Consider the following 18,155-nt stretch of genomic DNA (forward strand, 5'->3'; position numbering starts at 1 on the left):
CTGAAAGCCGTCAGCTGGACGAAATGGACTCAAGCTGCTGTAACAACAATGCTGCCTGGGTACGCGTGCGTACGCCAAGCTTGCGGAAAATGGCTGTGACATGTGCCTTGATGGTCGCTTCGGACACGCTGAGTTCGGAAGCGATCTGCTTGTTCAGCAAGCCTTCACAGACCATCGTCAGCACTCGAAACTGCTGAGGCGTCAGGCTGGCAAGGCCTGCGCTGGCAGCCTTTGCTTCGTCTGAAACACTGATCACTTCATTGACCTGCGGCGGCCACCAGACGTCACCGTCAAGCACCGTGCGTACCGCCTGCTGAATGACTTCCAGCGAGCTGGATTTGGGAATGAAGCCGCTGGCACCAAACTCTCTGGAGCGCACCACGATGGAGGCTTCTTCCTGCGCCGAGACCATCACCACCGGTATCTGCGGGTACTGGCCACGCAACAGGACCAGCCCGGAGAAGCCGTAGGCCCCTGGCATGTTCAGGTCCAACAGAACCAGATCCCAATCAGCCTTCTCCCCCAGGCGCGACTCAAGCTGGGCAATGCTTTCTGCCTCGACCAGCCGTGCGTCAGGCCCCAGGCCAATGCTCAGCGCCTGATGCAGCGCACTGCGAAACAGGGGATGATCATCAGCGATCAGGATGTCGTAGGTCATGTAATGATCCTGTTTTTATAGTGAGGGGCCGAAGACTCGGCCGCCCAGCAAGGCTGGCGAACGCACAGTGCGAAACCCGAAGCGGGCCCCGGTGCCCTGCCAGACCAGATGAATCGGCTTCCAGGCGGCGCCAAGCATGCCCAGCATGGCCATGACGGTCAAGCGCGAAGCGTCGATACCCGGGAACATAGATGGCAATTAGCCAAACCCGTGCAGTTCGGCAGCCCCTGGTTATGAACAGCCTTCAAATGAACGCCTTCAAGTGGGTATGCGCCGCGTCGTCGGGATCGATCGGGTTCTGGTACTTGGCGCCCAGGTAATGAGCGCTGAACACGTCCAGATAAGCATCCAGCACTCCGCTGGCACTGGCGTCACCGGCCAGTTCCAGACACAGGGCGGCCACTTCCGCCGTGCAGAAGTGATCGTCACGCCTCGATCGACGCAAACGGTAACGCGAGATCTGCTCGGGCTCCAGACTCAAGACCGGAAACCGCTCCAGATACGGGCTCTTGCGAAACATCTTGCGTGCTTCGGTCCAGGTGGCATCCAGCAGAATGAACAGCGGGCGCTTGCCATCCAGGCGCGAGACCCTGTTGACCACGCGCTCCTCGGCGACAAATTCTCCGGGAAAGACGATGTAGGGCTGCCACTGCGGGTCGTCCAGCAAGGCGAGCAATTGCTCATCGACCTCTATCCGCGACCAGAGGAAGGCATGAGTGTCCTGGATGACATCGGCGATCAGCCAACCAGTGTTGGTCGGCTTCAAGGGCTCGGTGTCATACATCAGCAGGCAGATGCCTGAGTCGGCAGCGACGCTGGGTCGCCATTCGCACAGACAATAGCTGGAGATCACCCGGCATTCCGGGCAGCGCGGCGCGCGCGAGCCTCGGGCAATAAAAGGCCTGGTACTGCGGGCCAGACGCTCATCGCGCAGGCGGGACACGGCATGGCTCATTACAGGACACACCTGCGGGGGAGATACATCGACACCACAAAGACTCGGCAGGACTAAAGTGCGCGCAGTTTATCAGAGCCCCGGCACTTCAACGCGCTTTCGGTACGGCAGCCTCTTTTCGTCCAGAGTCTAGGCCCGAGGAAGACTCCTGCTCTATACTGCTGCGCCACAGCACCCCGCGCTATCGGTGGGCTGCCCGGAACGCACTTTGAAGTCGCTGGTCCAACGGCCAGTGACTTAATCAGGAGAGTTTAATGCTGCGCCTTATCGTACCCACCCTTACGCTTTTGCTCGTTACTCCACTGTGCGCCCAGGCGGCGTCGAAACAGGAGTTCGAACTCAGCAAGATGCTGGAAAAAGTCGCTAAGGAAAGCAGTGTCGGCACGCCGAGAGCGATCAACGAAGACATCCTCGATCAGGGCTATACCGTCAGCGGCAACCAGCTGATCAACCACCTGAGCGTTCGTGAAGGCCAGGCTCAGCAGATGCGCGCCAACCCGGACGTGATGCGCAACCAGTTGGGCAATAGCGTGTGCCACAACAATGGTTTTCGCCAGTTGATGACCAAGGGTGCCGTACTCAAGTATCAGTTCACCGAGTACAAGACCAACCGCCCGGTTGCGACGCAGACCTTTCAGGCTTCCGACTGCACTGTAAAGCCCAAGCAATAAGCCACGCCCGACATGTAGCCTCCCCCCGCGCGCCTGTTCTTCAGGCGCGTCATTCGAGCAGTACTCAAGACATCCTGCAACCAATCCACCCTGGCAATGAACAGGGAATGGGTAGCCTTTCTCTGCAAACCGGGACATCATCGATTCAACACGCCCCACCGGGCCATCGATCCTGCAGGAGGAAAAATCTCGAATGCCGTATGTACCTGACGATCTTCTATCCCGACACTTTCAAAGCGACGGTCTCGACCTGACCAGCAAGATTGAAGAGCACATCAATGAGGTGGCTCCGGGCACGAAAAACCTTCCGCTGTACCGCGACATGATGCTCACCGTGTTGCGCATGGCCCAGGATGACCGTAACCGCTGGGACGTCAAGATAACGCTGCAGACCCTGCGCGAACTGGACAAAGCCTTTCGGGTGCTAGAGCGCTTCAAGGGCCGCCGCAAAGTCACTGTCTTCGGCTCCGCTCGTACACCAATGGAACATCCGCTGTACGCCCAGGCCAGAGAGCTGGGAGAAAAACTGGCCCGCTCCGACATGATGGTCATCACCGGCGCAGGCGGCGGCATCATGGCGGCAGCCCATGCCGGTGCAGGCTTGAAACACAGCCTCGGGTTCAACATTACCCTGCCCTTCGAACAGCATGCCAACCCGACGGTAGAGGGCAGCGAAAACCTGCTGCCCTTCCATTTCTTCTTCACGCGCAAGCTGTTCTTCGTCAAGGAAGCCGACGCGCTGGTGCTATGCCCAGGCGGCTTCGGAACTCTGGACGAAGCCCTGGAAGTGCTGACGTTGATACAAACCGGCAAAAGCCCGTTGGTGCCTGTGGTATTGCTGGACACGCCTGGCGGGAGTTTCTGGCAAGGTGCGCTGGACTTCATCAAGCACCAGTTGCAGGACAATCACTACATTCTGCCAGCCGACATGAAGCTGATGAGGCTGGTTTACAGCGCCGACGAAGCGGTGCAAGAGATCAACCGGTTTTACGCCAACTTCCATTCCAGCCGCTGGCTGAAAAACAAGTTCGTGATCCGTATGCATCATGCGCTGAGCGAGCAAGCTCTGGAGCACATGCAGGAAGCGTTCGCTGACTTGTGCATCAATGAAAACTTTCACCAGCACAGTTATCAGGGCGAAGAACACGATGAAGCGCAGTTCAGTCACCTGACACGACTGGCGTTCACCTTCACAGGCCGCAATCAGGGCAGGCTTCGTGAACTGGTGGATTACATCAACCAACAGGAAAACTGGGAAGACGCTTCAGCGACCAGGGACGCAGCTCAGAAACGGGCGCCACAGTAAACGCCCCGATATATCAGTCATCTCCGCCACGGCCGCTTAACAAGCGGCCGATCATTTCCAGCGGATAGCCTCGATAACTCAAAAAACGCCCCTGTTTGGCTCGCTCGCGCGCATCGACAGGCAGAGCACCGGCAAACTTGCGCTGCCAAAGCTCGTAAAGCTTCTCCTGCCAATCAATACCGCAGTCCCTGAGCGCCTGCTCAATGTCGGCACGTTGCAAGCCACGCTGACCAAGCTCTTCGCGAATACGAACAGGACCGTAGCCCGAACGTGCCCGGTAAGACACGAAGCTTTCAAGGTAGCGGGATTCAGAGAGCAGACCTTCCTCGACCAGGCGATCAAGGGCGGCATCGATAAGCTCGGGGGGAGCGCCGCGCTGACGCAGTTTACGCGTCAGCTCGACTCGACCGTGCTCGCGACGTGCGAGCAGGTCCATTGCAGTGCGCCTGACGGCGACAGGTGTATCGAGTACGGCAGGCATGTCTATCAGATATCGACATCTGCTTCAGACATATCATCGGCAGCCACTGCTTCACGGGAGCCGACAGCCTTGGTGTCGACGCCAGGGGTCAGCAGTTTGTCGCGGATCTGCTTCTCGAGCGCTTTGCAGATTTCCGGGTTATCTGCCAGGAACTTGGCCGAGTTGGCCTTGCCCTGACCAATCTTGCTGCCCTGGTAGCTGTACCAGGCACCGGACTTCTCGACAAAACCATGCAGAACGGCAAGATCGACGATTTCACCGTTCAGGTAGATACCCTTGCCGTAAAGAATCTGGAACTCGGCCTGACGGAACGGCGGAGCCACCTTGTTCTTCACAACCTTGACGCGGGTTTCGCTGCCGACAACTTCATCGCCTTCCTTGACCGCGCCCGTACGACGGATGTCCAGGCGTACCGAAGCGTAAAACTTCAGCGCGTTACCACCGGTGGTGGTTTCCGGGCTGCCGAACATCACGCCGATCTTCATGCGGATCTGGTTGATGAAGATCACCAGGCAGTTGGCGTTCTTGATGTTGCCGGTGATCTTGCGCAGCGCCTGCGACATCAGACGCGCCTGCAGACCCACGTGCATGTCACCCATTTCGCCTTCGATCTCTGCCTTCGGCACCAGCGCAGCAACGGAGTCGACCACGATCACGTCGATGGCATTGGAGCGCACCAGCATGTCGGTGATTTCCAGCGCCTGCTCACCAGTGTCCGGCTGCGAAACCAGCAGGTCGTCGACATTGACGCCCAGCTTGCCTGCGTACTCCGGATCCAGTGCGTGCTCGGCGTCGACAAAGGCGCAGGTAGCGCCCATTTTCTGGGCCTGGGCGATGACCGACAGCGTCAGTGTGGTTTTACCGGAAGACTCAGGACCGTAGATTTCCACGATCCGGCCTTTTGGCAGTCCGCCAATACCGAGAGCGATATCCAGACCCAGCGAACCGGTGGAGATGGCAGGGATCGCCTGGCGATCGTGATCGCCCATGCGCATCACGGCGCCTTTACCGAACTGACGCTCGATCTGACCCAAGGCCGCAGCCAAGGCTTTCTTCTTGTTGTCGTCCATTGAAGTCCTCACGTAATCAAATTCAATTAGGGCCTTGATGGCCACAACACCTGTATAAGTAGACAGTATTATTCCACAGCAGTGAGCGCGCGCCTACCCCTGTTTTGGCATTTCTCCGCGCGCAAGCTGTATCAGCCCGTGCAGCGCGGCTCCGACCGTCTGTCGACGAACCTGATCACGGTCGCCATCGAACCGGTAACAGCGGCTGACCGACACATCATCCTTGCCCCAGCACAGCCACACAGTACCGACCGGTTTGTCCGGCGAACCGCCGCCGGGGCCTGCGACACCGCTGACCGCGACGGCGAATCGTGCACCGCTTTCACGCTGCGCGCCTCGCACCATGGCTTCGACGACCGGCTGGCTGACCGCCCCGACCTGTTCGAACAATACCTCGGGCACCCCTAACTGACGGGTCTTCTGGGCGTTCGAATAGGTCACGTAACCGGCTTCGAACCACGCCGAGCTGCCGGCAATGCGCGTGATCGCTTCGGCGATTCCGCCCCCCGTACAGGATTCGGCAGTGGTCACTTGCGCGTTCATTGCGTCGAGAAGCCTGCCAAGCGTATCGGCAAGCCCGGTTATCTCACTCACGGTGTAATCGTTCATGCTGGAAAGCCTGTAAAGGTGAATCCTGGAGCCGCGCACCTGCCGCGCAACGGTACTGAGCATGCTGCTTTACTTGTCACTTTTCCTGCGCCCGGGCTTTTTGACCGTTTCCACCGTGGTTTCTCTCGGCCTTTTTCTGGCTTCTTCCAAAGGGATGAAGCGCCCGCTGACAGAGTCCCTTGCTCGTTTGTTCTTCATATAAAAATCCTTTTTTATAAGTTACCGCCCGGAGATCGAGTGGCAGCGATGAAAGTCTATACGGCAAATCGAGCTGCATGGCTGTCTGGAAACGCCCGGTCACCAATACGCGGGCGCCACGCTGTCACTGCACCACCCGGTCGAGCGTGATAACCTTGCCGCCATCGCACATACCCGGCAGACGCCCCTTGATTCAGACAAGGGCTACCCGTCGCGTCTCAAGGTTGCCTCACTCCTCTCAAGAACTTGCCTAAGCCACTGATGAATAAAGCAATTTCCGACCTCTCCGCACACACTCCGATGATGCAGCAGTACTGGAAACTCAAAAACCAGCACCTGGATCAGCTGATGTTTTATCGCATGGGCGATTTCTACGAGATCTTCTACGAAGACGCGAAGAAAGCCGCCAAGCTACTGGACATAACCCTGACCGCACGCGGCCAGTCGGCAGGTCAGAGCATTCCCATGTGCGGGATTCCCTACCACGCAGCCGAGGGTTATCTGGCCAAGCTGGTGAAACTGGGCGAATCGGTGGTGATCTGCGAGCAAATCGGCGACCCGGCCACCAGCAAGGGGCCGGTGGATCGTCAGGTGGTGCGGATCATCACGCCAGGGACCATCAGCGATGAGGCCCTGCTCGACGAGCGCCGCGATAACCTGATCGCCGCCGTGCTGGGTGACGAACGCCTGTTCGGCCTGGCGGTACTGGATATCACCAGCGGCAACTTCAGTGTGCTGGAGATCAAGGGTTGGGAGAACCTGCTGGCCGAGCTCGAGCGCATCAACCCGGTCGAGCTGTTGATTCCGGATGACTGGCCACAAGGTCTGCCCGCCGAGAAACGCCGTGGTTCTCGACGTCGCGCACCCTGGGATTTCGAGCGCGACTCAGCCCATAAAAGTCTGTGTCAGCAGTTTGCAACCCAGGACCTGAAGGGTTTCGGTTGCGAAAACCTCACGCTGGCCATTGGTGCTGCCGGCTGCCTGCTCAGTTATGCCAAGGAAACCCAGCGTACCGCCCTGCCCCATTTACGCAGCCTGCGTCACGAACGTCTCGACGATACCGTGATCCTCGATGCCGCCAGCCGCCGTAACCTGGAACTGGACACCAACCTGTCCGGGGGCCGTGACAACACCCTGCAATCGGTCATGGACCGCTGCCAGACCGCAATGGGCACGCGGCTGCTGACCCGCTGGCTGAACCGGCCACTGCGCGACCTGACCATCCTTCAGGCACGGCAGACATCGATCACCTGTTTTCTGGAACGCTATCGCTTCGAAAACCTGCAGCCACAGCTCAAGGAAATCGGCGACATCGAGCGGATTCTGGCGCGTATCGGCCTGCGTAACGCGCGGCCACGTGACCTCGCCCGCCTGCGCGACGCACTGAGCGCCCTGCCCGAACTGCAACAGGCGATGACCGATCTGGACGCGCCGCATCTGCAGCAACTTGCGCAGACTGCCGGAACCTATCCCGAGCTGGCCGACCTGCTGCAGCGCGCGATCATCGACAATCCGCCAGCCGTCATCCGTGACGGCGGCGTTTTGAAGACGGGCTACGACGCTGAACTGGATGATCTGCAGTCGCTGAGCGAAAACGCCGGTCAGTTCCTGATCGATCTGGAAGCCCGCGAAAAAGCCCGTACCGGCCTCGGCAACCTGAAAGTCGGCTACAACCGCGTGCATGGCTACTTCATCGAGCTGCCAAGCAAGCAGGCCGAGCAGGCGCCGGCTGATTACATACGCCGCCAGACCCTCAAGGGCGCCGAGCGCTTTATCACGCCCGAACTCAAGGAGTTCGAAGACAAGGCGTTGTCGGCCAAGAGCCGTGCACTGGCACGGGAAAAGATGCTCTACGAAACGCTGCTCGAAGACCTGATCGGTCATCTTGCGCCGCTTCAGGACACGGCAGCGGCTCTGGCCGAACTGGACGTGCTGAGCAACCTTGCGGAACGCGCGCTGAACCTGGACCTCAATTGCCCACGCTTTGTCGCCGAACCGTGCATGCGCATCGAGCAGGGTCGCCATCCGGTCGTTGAACAGGTCCTGAGTACGCCTTTCGTGGCCAACGACCTGGCGCTGGACGACAGCACGCGCATGCTGGTCATCACCGGCCCGAACATGGGCGGTAAATCGACCTATATGCGTCAGACGGCGCTGATCGTACTGCTGGCCCATATCGGCAGCTTCGTCCCCGCCGCCAGCTGCGAACTGTCGCTGGTCGACCGGATCTTCACGCGCATCGGCTCCAGCGACGACCTGGCGGGCGGACGCTCGACGTTCATGGTCGAAATGAGCGAAACGGCAAACATTCTGCACAACGCCACCGATAAGAGTCTGGTGCTGATGGATGAAGTCGGGCGCGGTACCAGCACCTTCGACGGCCTGTCGCTGGCATGGGCGGCAGCCGAGTGTCTGGCGCAACTGCGTGCCTACACGCTGTTCGCCACGCACTATTTCGAACTGACGGTGTTGCCGGAAAGCGAACCGCTGGTGACCAACGTGCACCTCAATGCCACCGAGCATAACGAGCGCATCGTGTTCCTGCACCGCGTCCTGCCCGGGCCTGCGAGCCAGAGCTATGGCCTGGCCGTGGCGCAACTGGCCGGTGTGCCGGGCAAGGTCATCAGCCGCGCCAAGGAGCACTTGCAACGTCTGGAAACCACCAGCCTGCCGCACGAGCAGCCGCGCGCCAAACCCGGCAAGCCCGCTGTCCCGCAGCAGAGCGATATGTTCGCAAGTCTGCCGCACCCGGTGCTCGACGAGCTGTCGAAGGTCAAGGTCGACGATATGACCCCGCGACAGGCGCTGGATTTGCTATACACATTGCAAACTCGCCTGTGACGCGAAGCGTTACATACTGTTAGAATCCCGCGCGGTTTGGGACGCTCTCGGCTTTTAGCCTGGTCGAGGCGTTTTTCGAGCCGCGTGAAAATGCAGCGAACCGCCGGTAGGTAGCAGGGAGAGGTAGCAGACGACGCAGTCTTACTGCCTCAAGGCCACCCACCACAAGCACGTGTTTTCATAGGGCCGGGAAACCTCCCGAACCTGACATCCCTGTCTGGAAGGGCTCTGCCGCAGCCGCCTGAGGAGAAAATTAGAAATGACCTTCGTCGTCACCGACAACTGCATCAAGTGCAAGTACACCGACTGCGTAGAAGTCTGTCCGGTGGACTGCTTTTACGAAGGCCCGAATTTCCTGGTGATTCACCCGGACGAGTGCATCGACTGCGCGCTCTGCGAGCCAGAGTGCCCTGCCGTAGCCATTTACTCTGAAGACGAGATTCCTGCCGGCATGGAAAACTTCATTGAGCTCAATGCCGAGCTTGCTGAAATCTGGCCCAATATCACCGAAAAGAAAGACGCTATGCCGGATGCGGCAGAGTGGGATGGCAAAACCGGCAAGATCGCTGATCTGGAACGCTAGATTCCATACAGACAAAAGGCCCTCAAGAGGGCCTTTTTTGTTGAAGACGATTTTCTGCAGATAAAAAAAGGGGCGGTATGACCCGCCCACATTTTTCCTTGATCCCTGTATTCCCTAGTCATCATCCTGATGAATCGCATCCCGCAATATCCCGGCCTTCATCCTTGATGGCCTGTGCCTGTCCGTTGGCACAGCTTCGATATTAGAGATTTAACCCTGGAGAGCAACACCCGAAACGCTCCAGAATATTTCCTGGAAGATCGCCTTTCAGAATTAGAACCTCTTCTAAAACAAAGCCTTGCAATGGAAAAACCGGCGAGTTGGCGACAAGCCTCACTCTGCTTAACTGAATGACTTACAGCAAGCGTACGCAATGACTTACAGGCTTTGAAACTTATGAGTACAGGCACGTAGTTATCGACCAGGCAGAGCAGCGTCTGCTGGCAGCACGTGCAGCAACATTGGAATGACGGAAGACATATAAAAAGGCCGATATACACACAGTGTTATATCGGCCCTGGATGGTGGCTACGGAGGGGGGATTACTGGAAGAGCGACTCGCTGGACAGACCGTTTTTCTCAAGGATCTCGCGCAGACGCTTGAGTCCTTCGACCTGAATCTGCCTTACACGCTCACGCGTCAGACCAATCTCAAGTCCTACATCTTCAAGCGTGCTGCTTTCATGCCCGCGCAAGCCAAAGCGACGAATCACAACCTCGCGCTGCTTCTCGGTCAGTTCAGACAGCCATTGATCGATGCTCTGTGAAAGATCGTCGTCCTGCAGCAGCTCGCAGGGGTCTGTCGGACGGTCGTCGGTCAAGGTATCGAGCAGTGTTTTGTCCGAATCCGGCCCCAGCGAAACGTCCACCGACGAAACACGCTCGTTCAGGCCCAGCATGCGCTTGACCTCGCCTACCGGTTTTTCCAGCAGGTTGGCGATCTCTTCAGGAGAGGGCTCGTGATCCAGCTTCTGGGTCAGCTCTCTGGCCGCACGCAGATAAACGTTCAGCTCCTTGACCACATGAATCGGCAGCCGGATGGTCCGCGTCTGATTCATGATCGCGCGTTCAATGGTCTGACGAATCCACCAGGTGGCGTAGGTCGAAAAACGAAAGCCGCGCTCTGGGTCGAACTTCTCAACCGCCCGGATCAACCCCAGGTTGCCCTCCTCGATCAGATCAAGCAATGAAAGCCCACGATTGACATAGCGTCTGGCAATTTTCACTACCAGCCGCAGATTGCTTTCAATCATGCGTTTGCGCCCGGCCGGATCTCCACTTTGCGACAGACGCGCAAAATGAACTTCTTCTTCCGGGGACAATAGAGGAGAAAAACCGATCTCATTGAGGTACAGCTGGGTAGCATCGAGCGCCCGCGTGTAGTCAATGTACTTGTGTTGTTTGAGCGATGTTGAATGCTTGACCTTGGTACGTCCCGAGACAGCGGCTGGCTGCTTCTCGTTTGACGCTTCCTTCAGGACAATGCCGGCTTCCATAAGGAGCACTTCATCATCGATGTCAAACTCCGGCGCTTCGTTGCCAAGAGCCATTGTTTTAGTCCTTTGGTGAGTTCGACCTCAAGCTCCAGCATCGCCTGGTTCCATGGCAACGCTTGAGCCTGTTCCTACTACGCCAGGAACAGGCTGACAACTATCAACGACGTGGCAAGAATCCTAACGGATCTACAGGTTTCCCTTGGCGGCGAATCTCAAAATGCAGTTTCACCCGGTCAGTTCCTGTTGACCCCATTTCGGCAATCGTCTGCCCTGCCTTGACCTGTTGTCCTTCCCGTACCAAAAGCCTGCGGTTATGACCGTAGGCACTGACGTAGGTATCGCTGTGTTTGATGATGATCAATTCGCCGTAGCCCCGTAATCCACTTCCGGCGTAAACAACTGAACCATCAGACGCTGCCAAAACAGGCTGTCCCAAATCACCAGCGATATCAATTCCTTTATTCAAACTGCCGTTTGAGGAAAATTTTCCTATCAAAATGCCACTCGAAGGCCAGGTCCAACCCGTCGGAGACTTGCCGGCCGGGCCTGTCCCGGTGGTCGCCGACGGAGGTATAACCACAGGTACAACCGCAACGGGTTTGGACATGACCGTGGTTTTGACGGATCCGGAACTGCCGGTACTGGTCGATGTAGACGTCACCGGACGCCCCGCGCCGGACGTTGAAACCACGTTCGGCGTTGAAGAGGAGCGTCCGTCAAAGCGAATTGTCTGACCGGGCTTGATGGTAAACGGCTCCGGGATCTGGTTACGGGCAGCCAGCGCCTTCCAGTCCCAGCCGTAACGAAATGCAATGGAAAAAAGTGTGTCACCGCGCCTGACCACATACTGGCCGGTGGTCACCGTCGGGCGCTGGGCGACTGCATTGCCGTTGCGATCGACCACGCGAACGCCGCCTGAAGGCGAGCTGGAGCAGCCGACCAAAAGGACACTGAGAGCAATGCCAATCACCAGACGCTGATAACTTCTTGAAGACCTGAGCTGCTGAATGACTGTGAGACTCACCCGCCACTCCCTTTACTGGTGACTGAATTCAAAAAAGATGCCTATTGTGTCGTAATAGCAACGGGCAGCCAGTGATAAGCCGCTGAAAAACGCTGTTAAGTATCAATCAGCTGCGTGGAAATGATGCCATCAGGCCATTCAACATTCCGGGCCGCGCGCTGTAGACCGATGACTGACGCCAGAATTCATTGTTTACCGCAGACAATCTTCAAGCGATGGGCCCGTTGAGCAAGGGTACGAAGCGCACAGCCCCCAGCACATGCCGGGAAAAACCGTTTTCTTCACGAATGATCAGCATCAACTGCTGAACCTCCCCAGAGCCAACAGGGATGACCAGACGGCCTCCCGGTGCCAGTTGATCGAGCAATGCCTGCGGTACATCGGTTGCCACCGCCGTGACGATGATGCCGTTATACGGCGCCAGGGCTGGCCAGCCCTCCCAGCCGTCACCCCAGCGAAAAACCACGTTGCGCAGATTGAGCTCGACCAGACGCTCCTTGGCGCGATCCTGCAGCCCCTTGATGCGCTCGACCGAAAACACTCGCTCTACCAGCTGGGCGAGCACAGCGGTCTGATAGCCGGACCCTGTACCGATCTCCATGACCTTGTCCAGCGGCCCTGCTGCCAGCAGCAGCTCGCTCATCCGCGCGACCATGTAGGGCTGGGATATCGTCTGGTTGTGGCCGATGGGCAATGCGGTGTCTTCGTAGGCGCGATGCGCCAGCGCTTCATCGACAAACAGATGCCGGGGCGTCTTGCGAATCACGTCCAGTACCCGCTGATTGGAAATGCCCTCTTCACAGAGGCGTTGAATCAGACGCTCGCGGGTACGCTGCGACGTCATTCCGATCCCTCGACGCAATAAATCATCCTGCTCGCGTGACATCAACGAAGTCCCTCCAGCCAGGTGTTCAGGCTGCTGAATCCGTCCTGACAGGTTCTATCCAGTTGCAACGGCGTGATCGATACGTAGCCTTGTACGACCGCATGAAAGTCGGTCCCGGCACCGCCGTCCTCGACATCGCCGGCAGCCGCGATCCAGTAGCCTGCACGGCCACGCGGGTCGACGACCCTGATCGGCGCCGCAGCGCGGGCACGATGCCCCAATCGGGTCAATTGAATGCCGCGGATATGCTCGAGCGGCAGGTTGGGAATATTCACGTTCAATACCGTGCGGGGTGGCAGGTCGAGTTGCTCATGGGCCTCGACCAGCAAACGCGCGTAATGCGCCGCCGTCGCCAGATTATCCGGCTGACGTGACAGAAACGAAAAGGCAAACGACGGGCGCTGCAGAAAACGCCCTTCCAGGGCTGCAGCGACCGTTCCGGAATACAGTACATCGTCGCCCAGATTGGCCCCCAGGTTGATGCCTGAAACCACCATGTCCGGTTGACGCTCCAGTAGCCCGTGAATGCCCAGATGCACGCAGTCGGTGGGCGTACCGTTGACACTGATGAAGCCATTTTCCAGGGTGTGCGGATGCAGGGGCCGGTCGAGTGTCAGAGAACTGCTGGCACCACTTTTGTCCTGATCAGGCGCAATCACCACGCAGTCGGCGTAGTCCGCCAACGCCGCATGGAGCGCGACAAGACCGGGCGCATTCACCCCGTCATCATTTGATATCAGAATACGCATGAGCTGTCCGTCTGCCCAACCGGCACCAGATCGATGAGTTCGCGTACCAAAACGGTAGCAAAGCATCCGGGCGGAAGGACGAATTCCAGTTGCAGAATGTCAGACTCGGGATAATGCCACGTCAGCCGCCCAATGGGCAGTCGCAGGATGCGACGTTCGTGCTCCATGCCCGCTCTGACCAGCCAGTCACGCAACACTGATTCGTCATCGGCAACGGTATTTTCCAGCGCTGCCGTCGCACCGCCAGCCGGCGAAGGGCCTTCACCCCATTGAGGTCCGGTGGGGTGCAGGTCGAGGATCGCCAGACGAGGATCGCTGCATTCATCCACCCCGGCCGGAAAAAAGCTGCGGCTGTCGGTGAACGCGAGCAAATCACCGACCTGAGCCTTCTGCCAGCTGCCATCGGCAACCCGGGCGGCCAACACCCGATTGAACAGGTAACTGCGCGCCGTGGACAACAGTCGCGAACGCACCGCGCGTTGCTCAGGCAGCGCCTTGCGGGCGGCGTAATCGCGTGCCTCGCCAAGATTTCCGCCCTGATAACCGAAACGCTGCGCGCCGAAATAATTGGGGATGCCCTGCCGGGCGATGGTTTCAAGACGCTGATTCAAGGCGTCCTTGTCTGCATCCAGCTGGGTCAGACGCAGCGTGAAGCCATTGGCCGCATGGGCGCCGCGCTGCAGCTTGCGTTTGTGGCGGCCGCTCTTGAGAATCTGCAGCGTGTCGTCCTGCGCCGCGGACAGGTCAGGATCGGCCTTGCCCGGCAGTTGAATGCTGAACCACTGGCGGGTCAGTGCCTGGCGATCCTTGAGCCCGGCGTAGCTGACTGTGCGCAGCTGAACGCCCGCAGCCCTGGCCAGCCGACGTGCCGCCTCTTCCGTGTTCAGACCGCGCTTCTCGACCCATAGCCACAAGTGCTCGCCATCCCCGGAAAGCGGAATGTCCAGCACTTCGTCGACCTGAAAGTCTTCGGCAGTCGCCTTGAGGACTGCACGCCCCAGTGCCTCGCCGTAAGCTCGCGGGCCCAGCAGTTCAAGTTCGTTCATGCGCGCAGCAACAACGCAACGGCATGCACCGCGATGCCTTCTTCACGCCCGGTAAAGCCAAGCTTTTCGGTCGTTGTGGCCTTGACGTTGACCTGGTCCGGCTCAACCTGAAGATCTTCAGCGATCAATGCCCGCATGGCATCGATATGCGGTGCCATTTTTGGTGCCTGAGCGACGATGGTGGCGTCGACATTACCGACCTTCCAGCCTTTGCCATGGATCAGCGTGAGGACATGACGCAGCAGCACGCGGCTGTCGGCGCCCTTGAACTGCGGATCGGTGTCGGGAAAATGCTTGCCGATATCGCCCAGCGCTGCGGCGCCCAGAAGCGCGTCGCTCAAGGCATGCAGCAGGACATCGCCATCGGAATGGGCCAGCAGGCCGAACCCGTGTGCAATCCGCACGCCGCCCAAGGTAATGAAGTCGCCTTCAGCGAAACGGTGCACATCATAGCCATGGCCAATACGCATAAAAAAACGCCCTGAAAAAAGTCAGGGCGTGATTCTACCTGCTTTGGCGCGCGTTAGCTGTTCAAGGCTGCAGCGTGATGCCTGAGATGGTCCTCAATGAAGCTGGCGATGAAGAAATAGCTGTGGTCGTAGCCTGGCTGCATGCGCAGGGTCAGCGGATAGTCCGCAGCCTTGGCCGCCTGAACCAGCGCCTCAGGCTTGAGCTGATTGACCAGAAAATCGTCACGATCGCCCTGATCGACCAGCGTCGGCAGCTTTTCGGACGCCTGCGCAATCAACACGCTGGCATCCCATTCGCGCCAGCGGGAACGGTCTTCGCCCAGATAACGCGAGAATGCCTTTTGCCCCCATGGGCAATCGATCGGATTACTGATCGGCGAGAACGCCGACACCGACCGATAGCGACCCGGATTACGCAATGCGCAGACCAGCGCGCCGTGACCGCCCATCGAGTGCCCGCTGATACTGCGCACCTGTGACGCCGGAAAATGCCCCTCGATCAGCGCCGGCAGCTCCTTGACCACGTAATCATGCATTTGGTAATGCCGTGCATAAGGCTGCTCGGTAGCGTTGAGGTAGAAGCCCGCGCCTTGACCGAAGTCCCAGGCGCCGTCAGGGTCATCTGCCACGTCTGCACCACGCGGACTGGTATCAGGCGCCACGATGATGATGCCCAACTCGGCCGCCAGTCGATGGGCGGCGGCTTTCTGCATGAAATTTTCATCCGTACAGGTCAGGCCGGACAGCCAGTACAACACCGGCAGCTTGCCGCCCTGCTCCGCCTGCGGTGGCAGATAGACGGCAAACACCATGTCGCAGCCCAGCACCTGGGAGTGGTGCTTGTAGCGCTTGTGCCAGCCGCCGAAACTCTTTTGACAGGAAATATTTTCCAAAGGCATGTGATGTCCTCCAGCTGCAAGCTATAAGCCGCAAGCTACAAGCAGGTAAGAGACCTTCGTGCTTGCCGCTTGGAGCTGACAGCTTGCCGCTGCTCCTTAAAAATGAATGACGGTGCGGATGCTTTTGCCTTCATGCATCAGGTCGAACGCCTTGTTGATGTCCTCCAGGCCCATGGTGTGGGTGATGAACGTATCCAGCGGGATTTCTCCGGTCTGCGCCATGTCCACATAGCTCGGCAATTCGGTACGGCCACGCACGCCGCCAAATGCCGAACCGCGCCAGACGCGCCCGGTCACCAGCTGGAACGGACGGGTAGCGATTTCCTGACCGGCGCCGGCCACGCCGATGATGACCGACTCGCCCCAGCCCTTGTGGCAGGATTCCAGCGCTGCACGCATCAGTTGCACATTACCGATGCACTCAAACGAGAAGTCGACGCCGCCATCGGTCATGTCGACGATGACTTCCTGGATCGGACGGTCGAAATCCTTCGGATTGACGCAATCAGTCGCGCCCAGCTGTTTGGCGATCTCGAACTTGGCCGGGTTGATGTCGATGGCGATGATTCGAGCCGCCTTGGCTTTGACCGCACCGATCAATGCCGAGAGGCCAATACCGCCCAGACCGAAGATGGCCACGGTATCACCAGGCTTGACCTTGGCGGTGTTGAGCACCGCACCGATACCGGTGGTGACGCCACATCCCAGCAGGCAGACTTTTTCCAGCGGTGCCTGCTTGTCGATTTTGGCCACCGAGATTTCCGGCAGTACGGTGTATTCGGAGAAGGTCGAGGTGCCCATGTAATGGAAAATCGGCTCGCCCTTGTAGGAAAAGCGCGTGGTGCCATCCGGCATCAGGCCTTTACCCTGCGTGGCACGAATCGCCTGGCACAGGTTGGTCTTGCCCGAGCGGCAGAACTTGCACTGACGGCATTCCGGGGTGTACAGCGGAATCACGTGGTCGCCGACCACCACCGAGGTCACGCCCTCACCCACCGCTTCGACAATCGCACCACCTTCGTGGCCGAGGATCGACGGAAAAATCCCTTCAGGGTCAGCCCCGGACAATGTGTAGGCATCGGTGTGGCAAACGCCGGAGGCTACTACTCTGAGCAGCACTTCTCCCGCCTTGGGCATGGCCACATCGACTTCAACGATCTCCAATGGCTTTTTGGCTTCAAAAGCGACAGCAGCGCGCGACTTGATCATCAATCTTCTCCGACGGGTAAAAACAAGGATTGCAGTGTAGTACAGTGCCAATTGACGAGTAATGCGGCTAAAAGCAAAACATTAATGCTGTACAGGGATAATCGATGTACACCAATCGTTGGGAAGGTCTGGATGAGTTCGTTGCTGTCGCGGAATGCGGGCAGTTCACGGCGGCGGCTCAGCGGCTCGGGGTCTCCTCGTCGCACGTCAGCCGTCAGATCGTGCGTCTTGAAGAACGCCTGCAGACCCGTCTGCTCTACCGCAGTACACGCAAGGTCGCACTCACCGAAGCCGGGCAGACCTTTCTGCATCACTGCCAGCGCCTGCAGGACGGCCGTGAAGAAGCACTGCGCGCCGTGGGCGATCTGGCCAGCGAACCGAAGGGGTTGTTGCGCATGACCTGCGCCGTGGCGTACGGGGAGCGCTTCATCACGCCGCTGGTCACGCGTTTCATGGATGTGTACCCACACCTGCGGGTCGATATCGAGCTGAGCAACGACACGCTGGATCTGGTTCATGAAGGCATGGACCTGGCGATTCGTCTGGGTCGGCTGCAGGATTCGCGTCTGGTCGCAACCCGCCTCGCGCCACGGCAGATGTACCTGTGCGCTTCGCCGTCCTACATCCAGCGTTACGGCCGGCCGCACAGCCTTTCAGAACTGAATCGCCACAATTGCCTGATCGGTGGCAGCGACACCTGGCAGCTTCAGCAGAACGGGCGTGAATTTTCCCAACGTGTGCAAGGCAACTGGCGCTGTAACAGCGGCCAGGCCGTGCTGGATGCCGCGCTGCACGGGGTCGGCTTATGCCAGTTGCCGGATTACTACGTGCAGAAACACCTCAACGACGGCACGCTGGTGTCGTTGCTGGAGGCACATCAACCGCCCAACACCGCCGTGTGGGCGCTGTATCCGCAGCAAAGGCACCTGTCACCCAAGGTGCGCAAGCTGGTGGATTATCTTAAGGAAGGGTTGGCGATGCGGGATGAATATCGCCAATAGCGA

The 18,155-nt window shown here is 58.7% G+C and carries 19 protein-coding genes; 5 read left to right on the top strand and 14 right to left on the bottom strand.

Annotated elements, in window-relative coordinates; genetic code table 11:
• Window positions 1–10 precede the first annotated feature (10 nt).
• From erdR to KBY02_RS16375, 3 genes are read right to left on the bottom strand one after another with little or no spacing between them, the layout of a single operon-like run.
• The gene (gene erdR, locus KBY02_RS16365) at window positions 11–658 is read right to left on the bottom strand and encodes a response regulator transcription factor ErdR (RefSeq protein WP_003319664.1); all 648 of its coding nucleotides are present in this window, start codon (window positions 656–658) and stop codon (window positions 11–13) included.
• Between the two features lie 15 nt (window positions 659–673).
• A complete protein-coding gene (locus tag KBY02_RS16370) occupies window positions 674–856 on the bottom strand; it encodes a hypothetical protein (RefSeq protein WP_011266990.1) in 183 nt (60 codons plus the stop codon).
• Window positions 857–902: 46 nt separating this feature from the next.
• Window positions 903–1,613 carry a tRNA-uridine aminocarboxypropyltransferase gene (locus KBY02_RS16375; protein ID WP_004406193.1) on the bottom strand — a complete coding sequence of 237 codons (711 nt, stop codon included), beginning with the start codon at window positions 1,611–1,613 and terminating at the stop codon, window positions 903–905.
• Window positions 1,614–1,867: 254 nt separating this feature from the next.
• On the opposite strand from KBY02_RS16375, the gene KBY02_RS16380 reads away from it, so the two are divergent.
• Together KBY02_RS16380 and KBY02_RS16385 are read left to right on the top strand one after the other, a co-directional pair.
• Window positions 1,868–2,284, top strand: a complete 417-nt coding sequence (locus KBY02_RS16380; RefSeq protein WP_004406195.1) for a quorum-sensing-regulated virulence factor family protein — start codon at window positions 1,868–1,870, stop codon at window positions 2,282–2,284.
• 193 nt (window positions 2,285–2,477) lie between these two features.
• The gene (locus tag KBY02_RS16385) at window positions 2,478–3,590 is read left to right on the top strand and encodes an LOG family protein (RefSeq protein WP_024639918.1); all 1,113 of its coding nucleotides are present in this window, start codon (window positions 2,478–2,480) and stop codon (window positions 3,588–3,590) included.
• 13 nt (window positions 3,591–3,603) lie between these two features.
• Here KBY02_RS16385 and recX read toward each other — a convergent pair whose 3' ends face one another.
• From recX to KBY02_RS16400, 3 genes are all read right to left on the bottom strand, one after another.
• Window positions 3,604–4,071 carry a recombination regulator RecX gene (gene recX, locus KBY02_RS16390; protein WP_004406202.1) on the bottom strand — a complete coding sequence of 156 codons (468 nt, stop codon included), beginning with the start codon at window positions 4,069–4,071 and terminating at the stop codon, window positions 3,604–3,606.
• A 5-nt stretch (window positions 4,072–4,076) separates the two neighbouring features.
• A complete protein-coding gene (gene recA / locus KBY02_RS16395) occupies window positions 4,077–5,141 on the bottom strand; it encodes a recombinase RecA (protein WP_002554688.1) in 1,065 nt (354 codons plus the stop codon).
• Between the two features lie 93 nt (window positions 5,142–5,234).
• On the bottom strand, window positions 5,235–5,750 hold the full coding sequence (locus tag KBY02_RS16400) for a CinA family protein (protein ID WP_032656481.1): 516 nt from the start codon (window positions 5,748–5,750) through the stop codon (window positions 5,235–5,237).
• A gap of 471 nt (window positions 5,751–6,221) precedes the next feature.
• Between KBY02_RS16400 and mutS the strand changes: the two genes are divergently transcribed.
• Together mutS and fdxA are read left to right on the top strand one after the other, a co-directional pair.
• On the top strand, window positions 6,222–8,789 hold the full coding sequence (gene mutS / locus KBY02_RS16405; protein ID WP_172980092.1) for a DNA mismatch repair protein MutS: 2,568 nt from the start codon (window positions 6,222–6,224) through the stop codon (window positions 8,787–8,789).
• A 259-nt stretch (window positions 8,790–9,048) separates the two neighbouring features.
• A complete protein-coding gene (fdxA, locus tag KBY02_RS16410; protein ID WP_003314327.1) occupies window positions 9,049–9,372 on the top strand; it encodes a ferredoxin FdxA in 324 nt (107 codons plus the stop codon).
• 542 nt (window positions 9,373–9,914) lie between these two features.
• Here the strand turns inward: fdxA and rpoS are convergent.
• The 8 genes from rpoS to KBY02_RS16450 form a co-directional block, all read right to left on the bottom strand.
• Window positions 9,915–10,922 (bottom strand): RNA polymerase sigma factor RpoS, encoded by a 1,008-nt coding sequence (rpoS, locus tag KBY02_RS16415; RefSeq protein ID WP_003314325.1) that lies wholly within the window; start codon window positions 10,920–10,922, stop codon window positions 9,915–9,917.
• Between the two features lie 103 nt (window positions 10,923–11,025).
• Window positions 11,026–11,892 (bottom strand): peptidoglycan DD-metalloendopeptidase family protein, encoded by an 867-nt coding sequence (locus tag KBY02_RS16420; RefSeq protein ID WP_004406211.1) that lies wholly within the window; start codon window positions 11,890–11,892, stop codon window positions 11,026–11,028.
• A gap of 208 nt (window positions 11,893–12,100) precedes the next feature.
• Entirely contained in the window at window positions 12,101–12,736 is a 636-nt protein-coding gene (locus KBY02_RS16425; RefSeq protein WP_004406213.1) for a protein-L-isoaspartate(D-aspartate) O-methyltransferase, read from the bottom strand.
• A gap of 41 nt (window positions 12,737–12,777) precedes the next feature.
• Window positions 12,778–13,527 (bottom strand): 5'/3'-nucleotidase SurE, encoded by a 750-nt coding sequence (gene surE / locus KBY02_RS16430; RefSeq protein ID WP_004406214.1) that lies wholly within the window; start codon window positions 13,525–13,527, stop codon window positions 12,778–12,780.
• Window positions 13,515–14,573: a tRNA pseudouridine(13) synthase TruD gene (gene truD / locus KBY02_RS16435; RefSeq protein WP_011266986.1), complete on the bottom strand. Its 1,059-nt coding sequence runs from the start codon at window positions 14,571–14,573 to the stop codon at window positions 13,515–13,517. The genes surE and truD overlap by 13 nt, the downstream gene beginning before the upstream one ends.
• Window positions 14,570–15,043, bottom strand: a complete 474-nt coding sequence (ispF, locus tag KBY02_RS16440; protein ID WP_011266985.1) for a 2-C-methyl-D-erythritol 2,4-cyclodiphosphate synthase — start codon at window positions 15,041–15,043, stop codon at window positions 14,570–14,572. Before ispF ends, truD begins: the two co-directional genes overlap by 4 nt.
• Window positions 15,044–15,096: 53 nt before the next feature.
• Window positions 15,097–15,942, bottom strand: coding sequence for an S-formylglutathione hydrolase (gene fghA, locus KBY02_RS16445; RefSeq protein WP_004406217.1), 846 nt, complete (start codon window positions 15,940–15,942; stop codon window positions 15,097–15,099).
• Between the two features lie 96 nt (window positions 15,943–16,038).
• Window positions 16,039–17,151: an S-(hydroxymethyl)glutathione dehydrogenase/class III alcohol dehydrogenase gene (locus KBY02_RS16450; protein ID WP_003314319.1), complete on the bottom strand. Its 1,113-nt coding sequence runs from the start codon at window positions 17,149–17,151 to the stop codon at window positions 16,039–16,041.
• A 104-nt stretch (window positions 17,152–17,255) separates the two neighbouring features.
• Here KBY02_RS16450 and KBY02_RS16455 point away from each other — a divergent pair, with 104 nt between their 5' ends.
• A complete protein-coding gene (locus KBY02_RS16455; protein WP_004406220.1) occupies window positions 17,256–18,152 on the top strand; it encodes a LysR family transcriptional regulator in 897 nt (298 codons plus the stop codon).
• Window positions 18,153–18,155 lie beyond the last annotated feature (3 nt).

The organism is Pseudomonas sp. P129 (assembly GCF_020312195.1).
Taxonomy (GTDB): domain Bacteria; phylum Pseudomonadota; class Gammaproteobacteria; order Pseudomonadales; family Pseudomonadaceae; genus Aquipseudomonas; species Aquipseudomonas fragariae.

Excerpts from the sequence above, each read along its gene's own strand:
- erdR (WP_003319664.1), bottom strand. The coding sequence starts at position 658 with ATGACCTACGACATCCTGATCGCTGATGATCATCCCCTGTTTCGCAGT.
- KBY02_RS16375 (WP_004406193.1), bottom strand. The coding sequence starts at position 1,613 with ATGAGCCATGCCGTGTCCCGCCTGCGCGATGAGCGTCTGGCCCGCAGT.
- KBY02_RS16380 (WP_004406195.1), top strand. The coding sequence starts at position 1,868 with ATGCTGCGCCTTATCGTACCCACCCTTACGCTTTTGCTCGTTACTCCA.
- KBY02_RS16385 (WP_024639918.1), top strand. The coding sequence starts at position 2,478 with ATGCCGTATGTACCTGACGATCTTCTATCCCGACACTTTCAAAGCGAC.
- recX (WP_004406202.1), bottom strand. The coding sequence starts at position 4,071 with ATGCCTGCCGTACTCGATACACCTGTCGCCGTCAGGCGCACTGCAATG.
- recA (WP_002554688.1), bottom strand. The coding sequence starts at position 5,141 with ATGGACGACAACAAGAAGAAAGCCTTGGCTGCGGCCTTGGGTCAGATC.
- KBY02_RS16400 (WP_032656481.1), bottom strand. The coding sequence starts at position 5,750 with ATGAACGATTACACCGTGAGTGAGATAACCGGGCTTGCCGATACGCTT.
- fdxA (WP_003314327.1), top strand. The coding sequence starts at position 9,049 with ATGACCTTCGTCGTCACCGACAACTGCATCAAGTGCAAGTACACCGAC.
- rpoS (WP_003314325.1), bottom strand. The coding sequence starts at position 10,922 with ATGGCTCTTGGCAACGAAGCGCCGGAGTTTGACATCGATGATGAAGTG.
- KBY02_RS16425 (WP_004406213.1), bottom strand. The coding sequence starts at position 12,736 with ATGACGTCGCAGCGTACCCGCGAGCGTCTGATTCAACGCCTCTGTGAA.
- surE (WP_004406214.1), bottom strand. The coding sequence starts at position 13,527 with ATGCGTATTCTGATATCAAATGATGACGGGGTGAATGCGCCCGGTCTT.
- truD (WP_011266986.1), bottom strand. The coding sequence starts at position 14,573 with ATGAACGAACTTGAACTGCTGGGCCCGCGAGCTTACGGCGAGGCACTG.
- ispF (WP_011266985.1), bottom strand. The coding sequence starts at position 15,043 with ATGCGTATTGGCCATGGCTATGATGTGCACCGTTTCGCTGAAGGCGAC.
- fghA (WP_004406217.1), bottom strand. The coding sequence starts at position 15,942 with ATGCCTTTGGAAAATATTTCCTGTCAAAAGAGTTTCGGCGGCTGGCAC.
- KBY02_RS16450 (WP_003314319.1), bottom strand. The coding sequence starts at position 17,151 with ATGATCAAGTCGCGCGCTGCTGTCGCTTTTGAAGCCAAAAAGCCATTG.
- KBY02_RS16455 (WP_004406220.1), top strand. The coding sequence starts at position 17,256 with ATGTACACCAATCGTTGGGAAGGTCTGGATGAGTTCGTTGCTGTCGCG.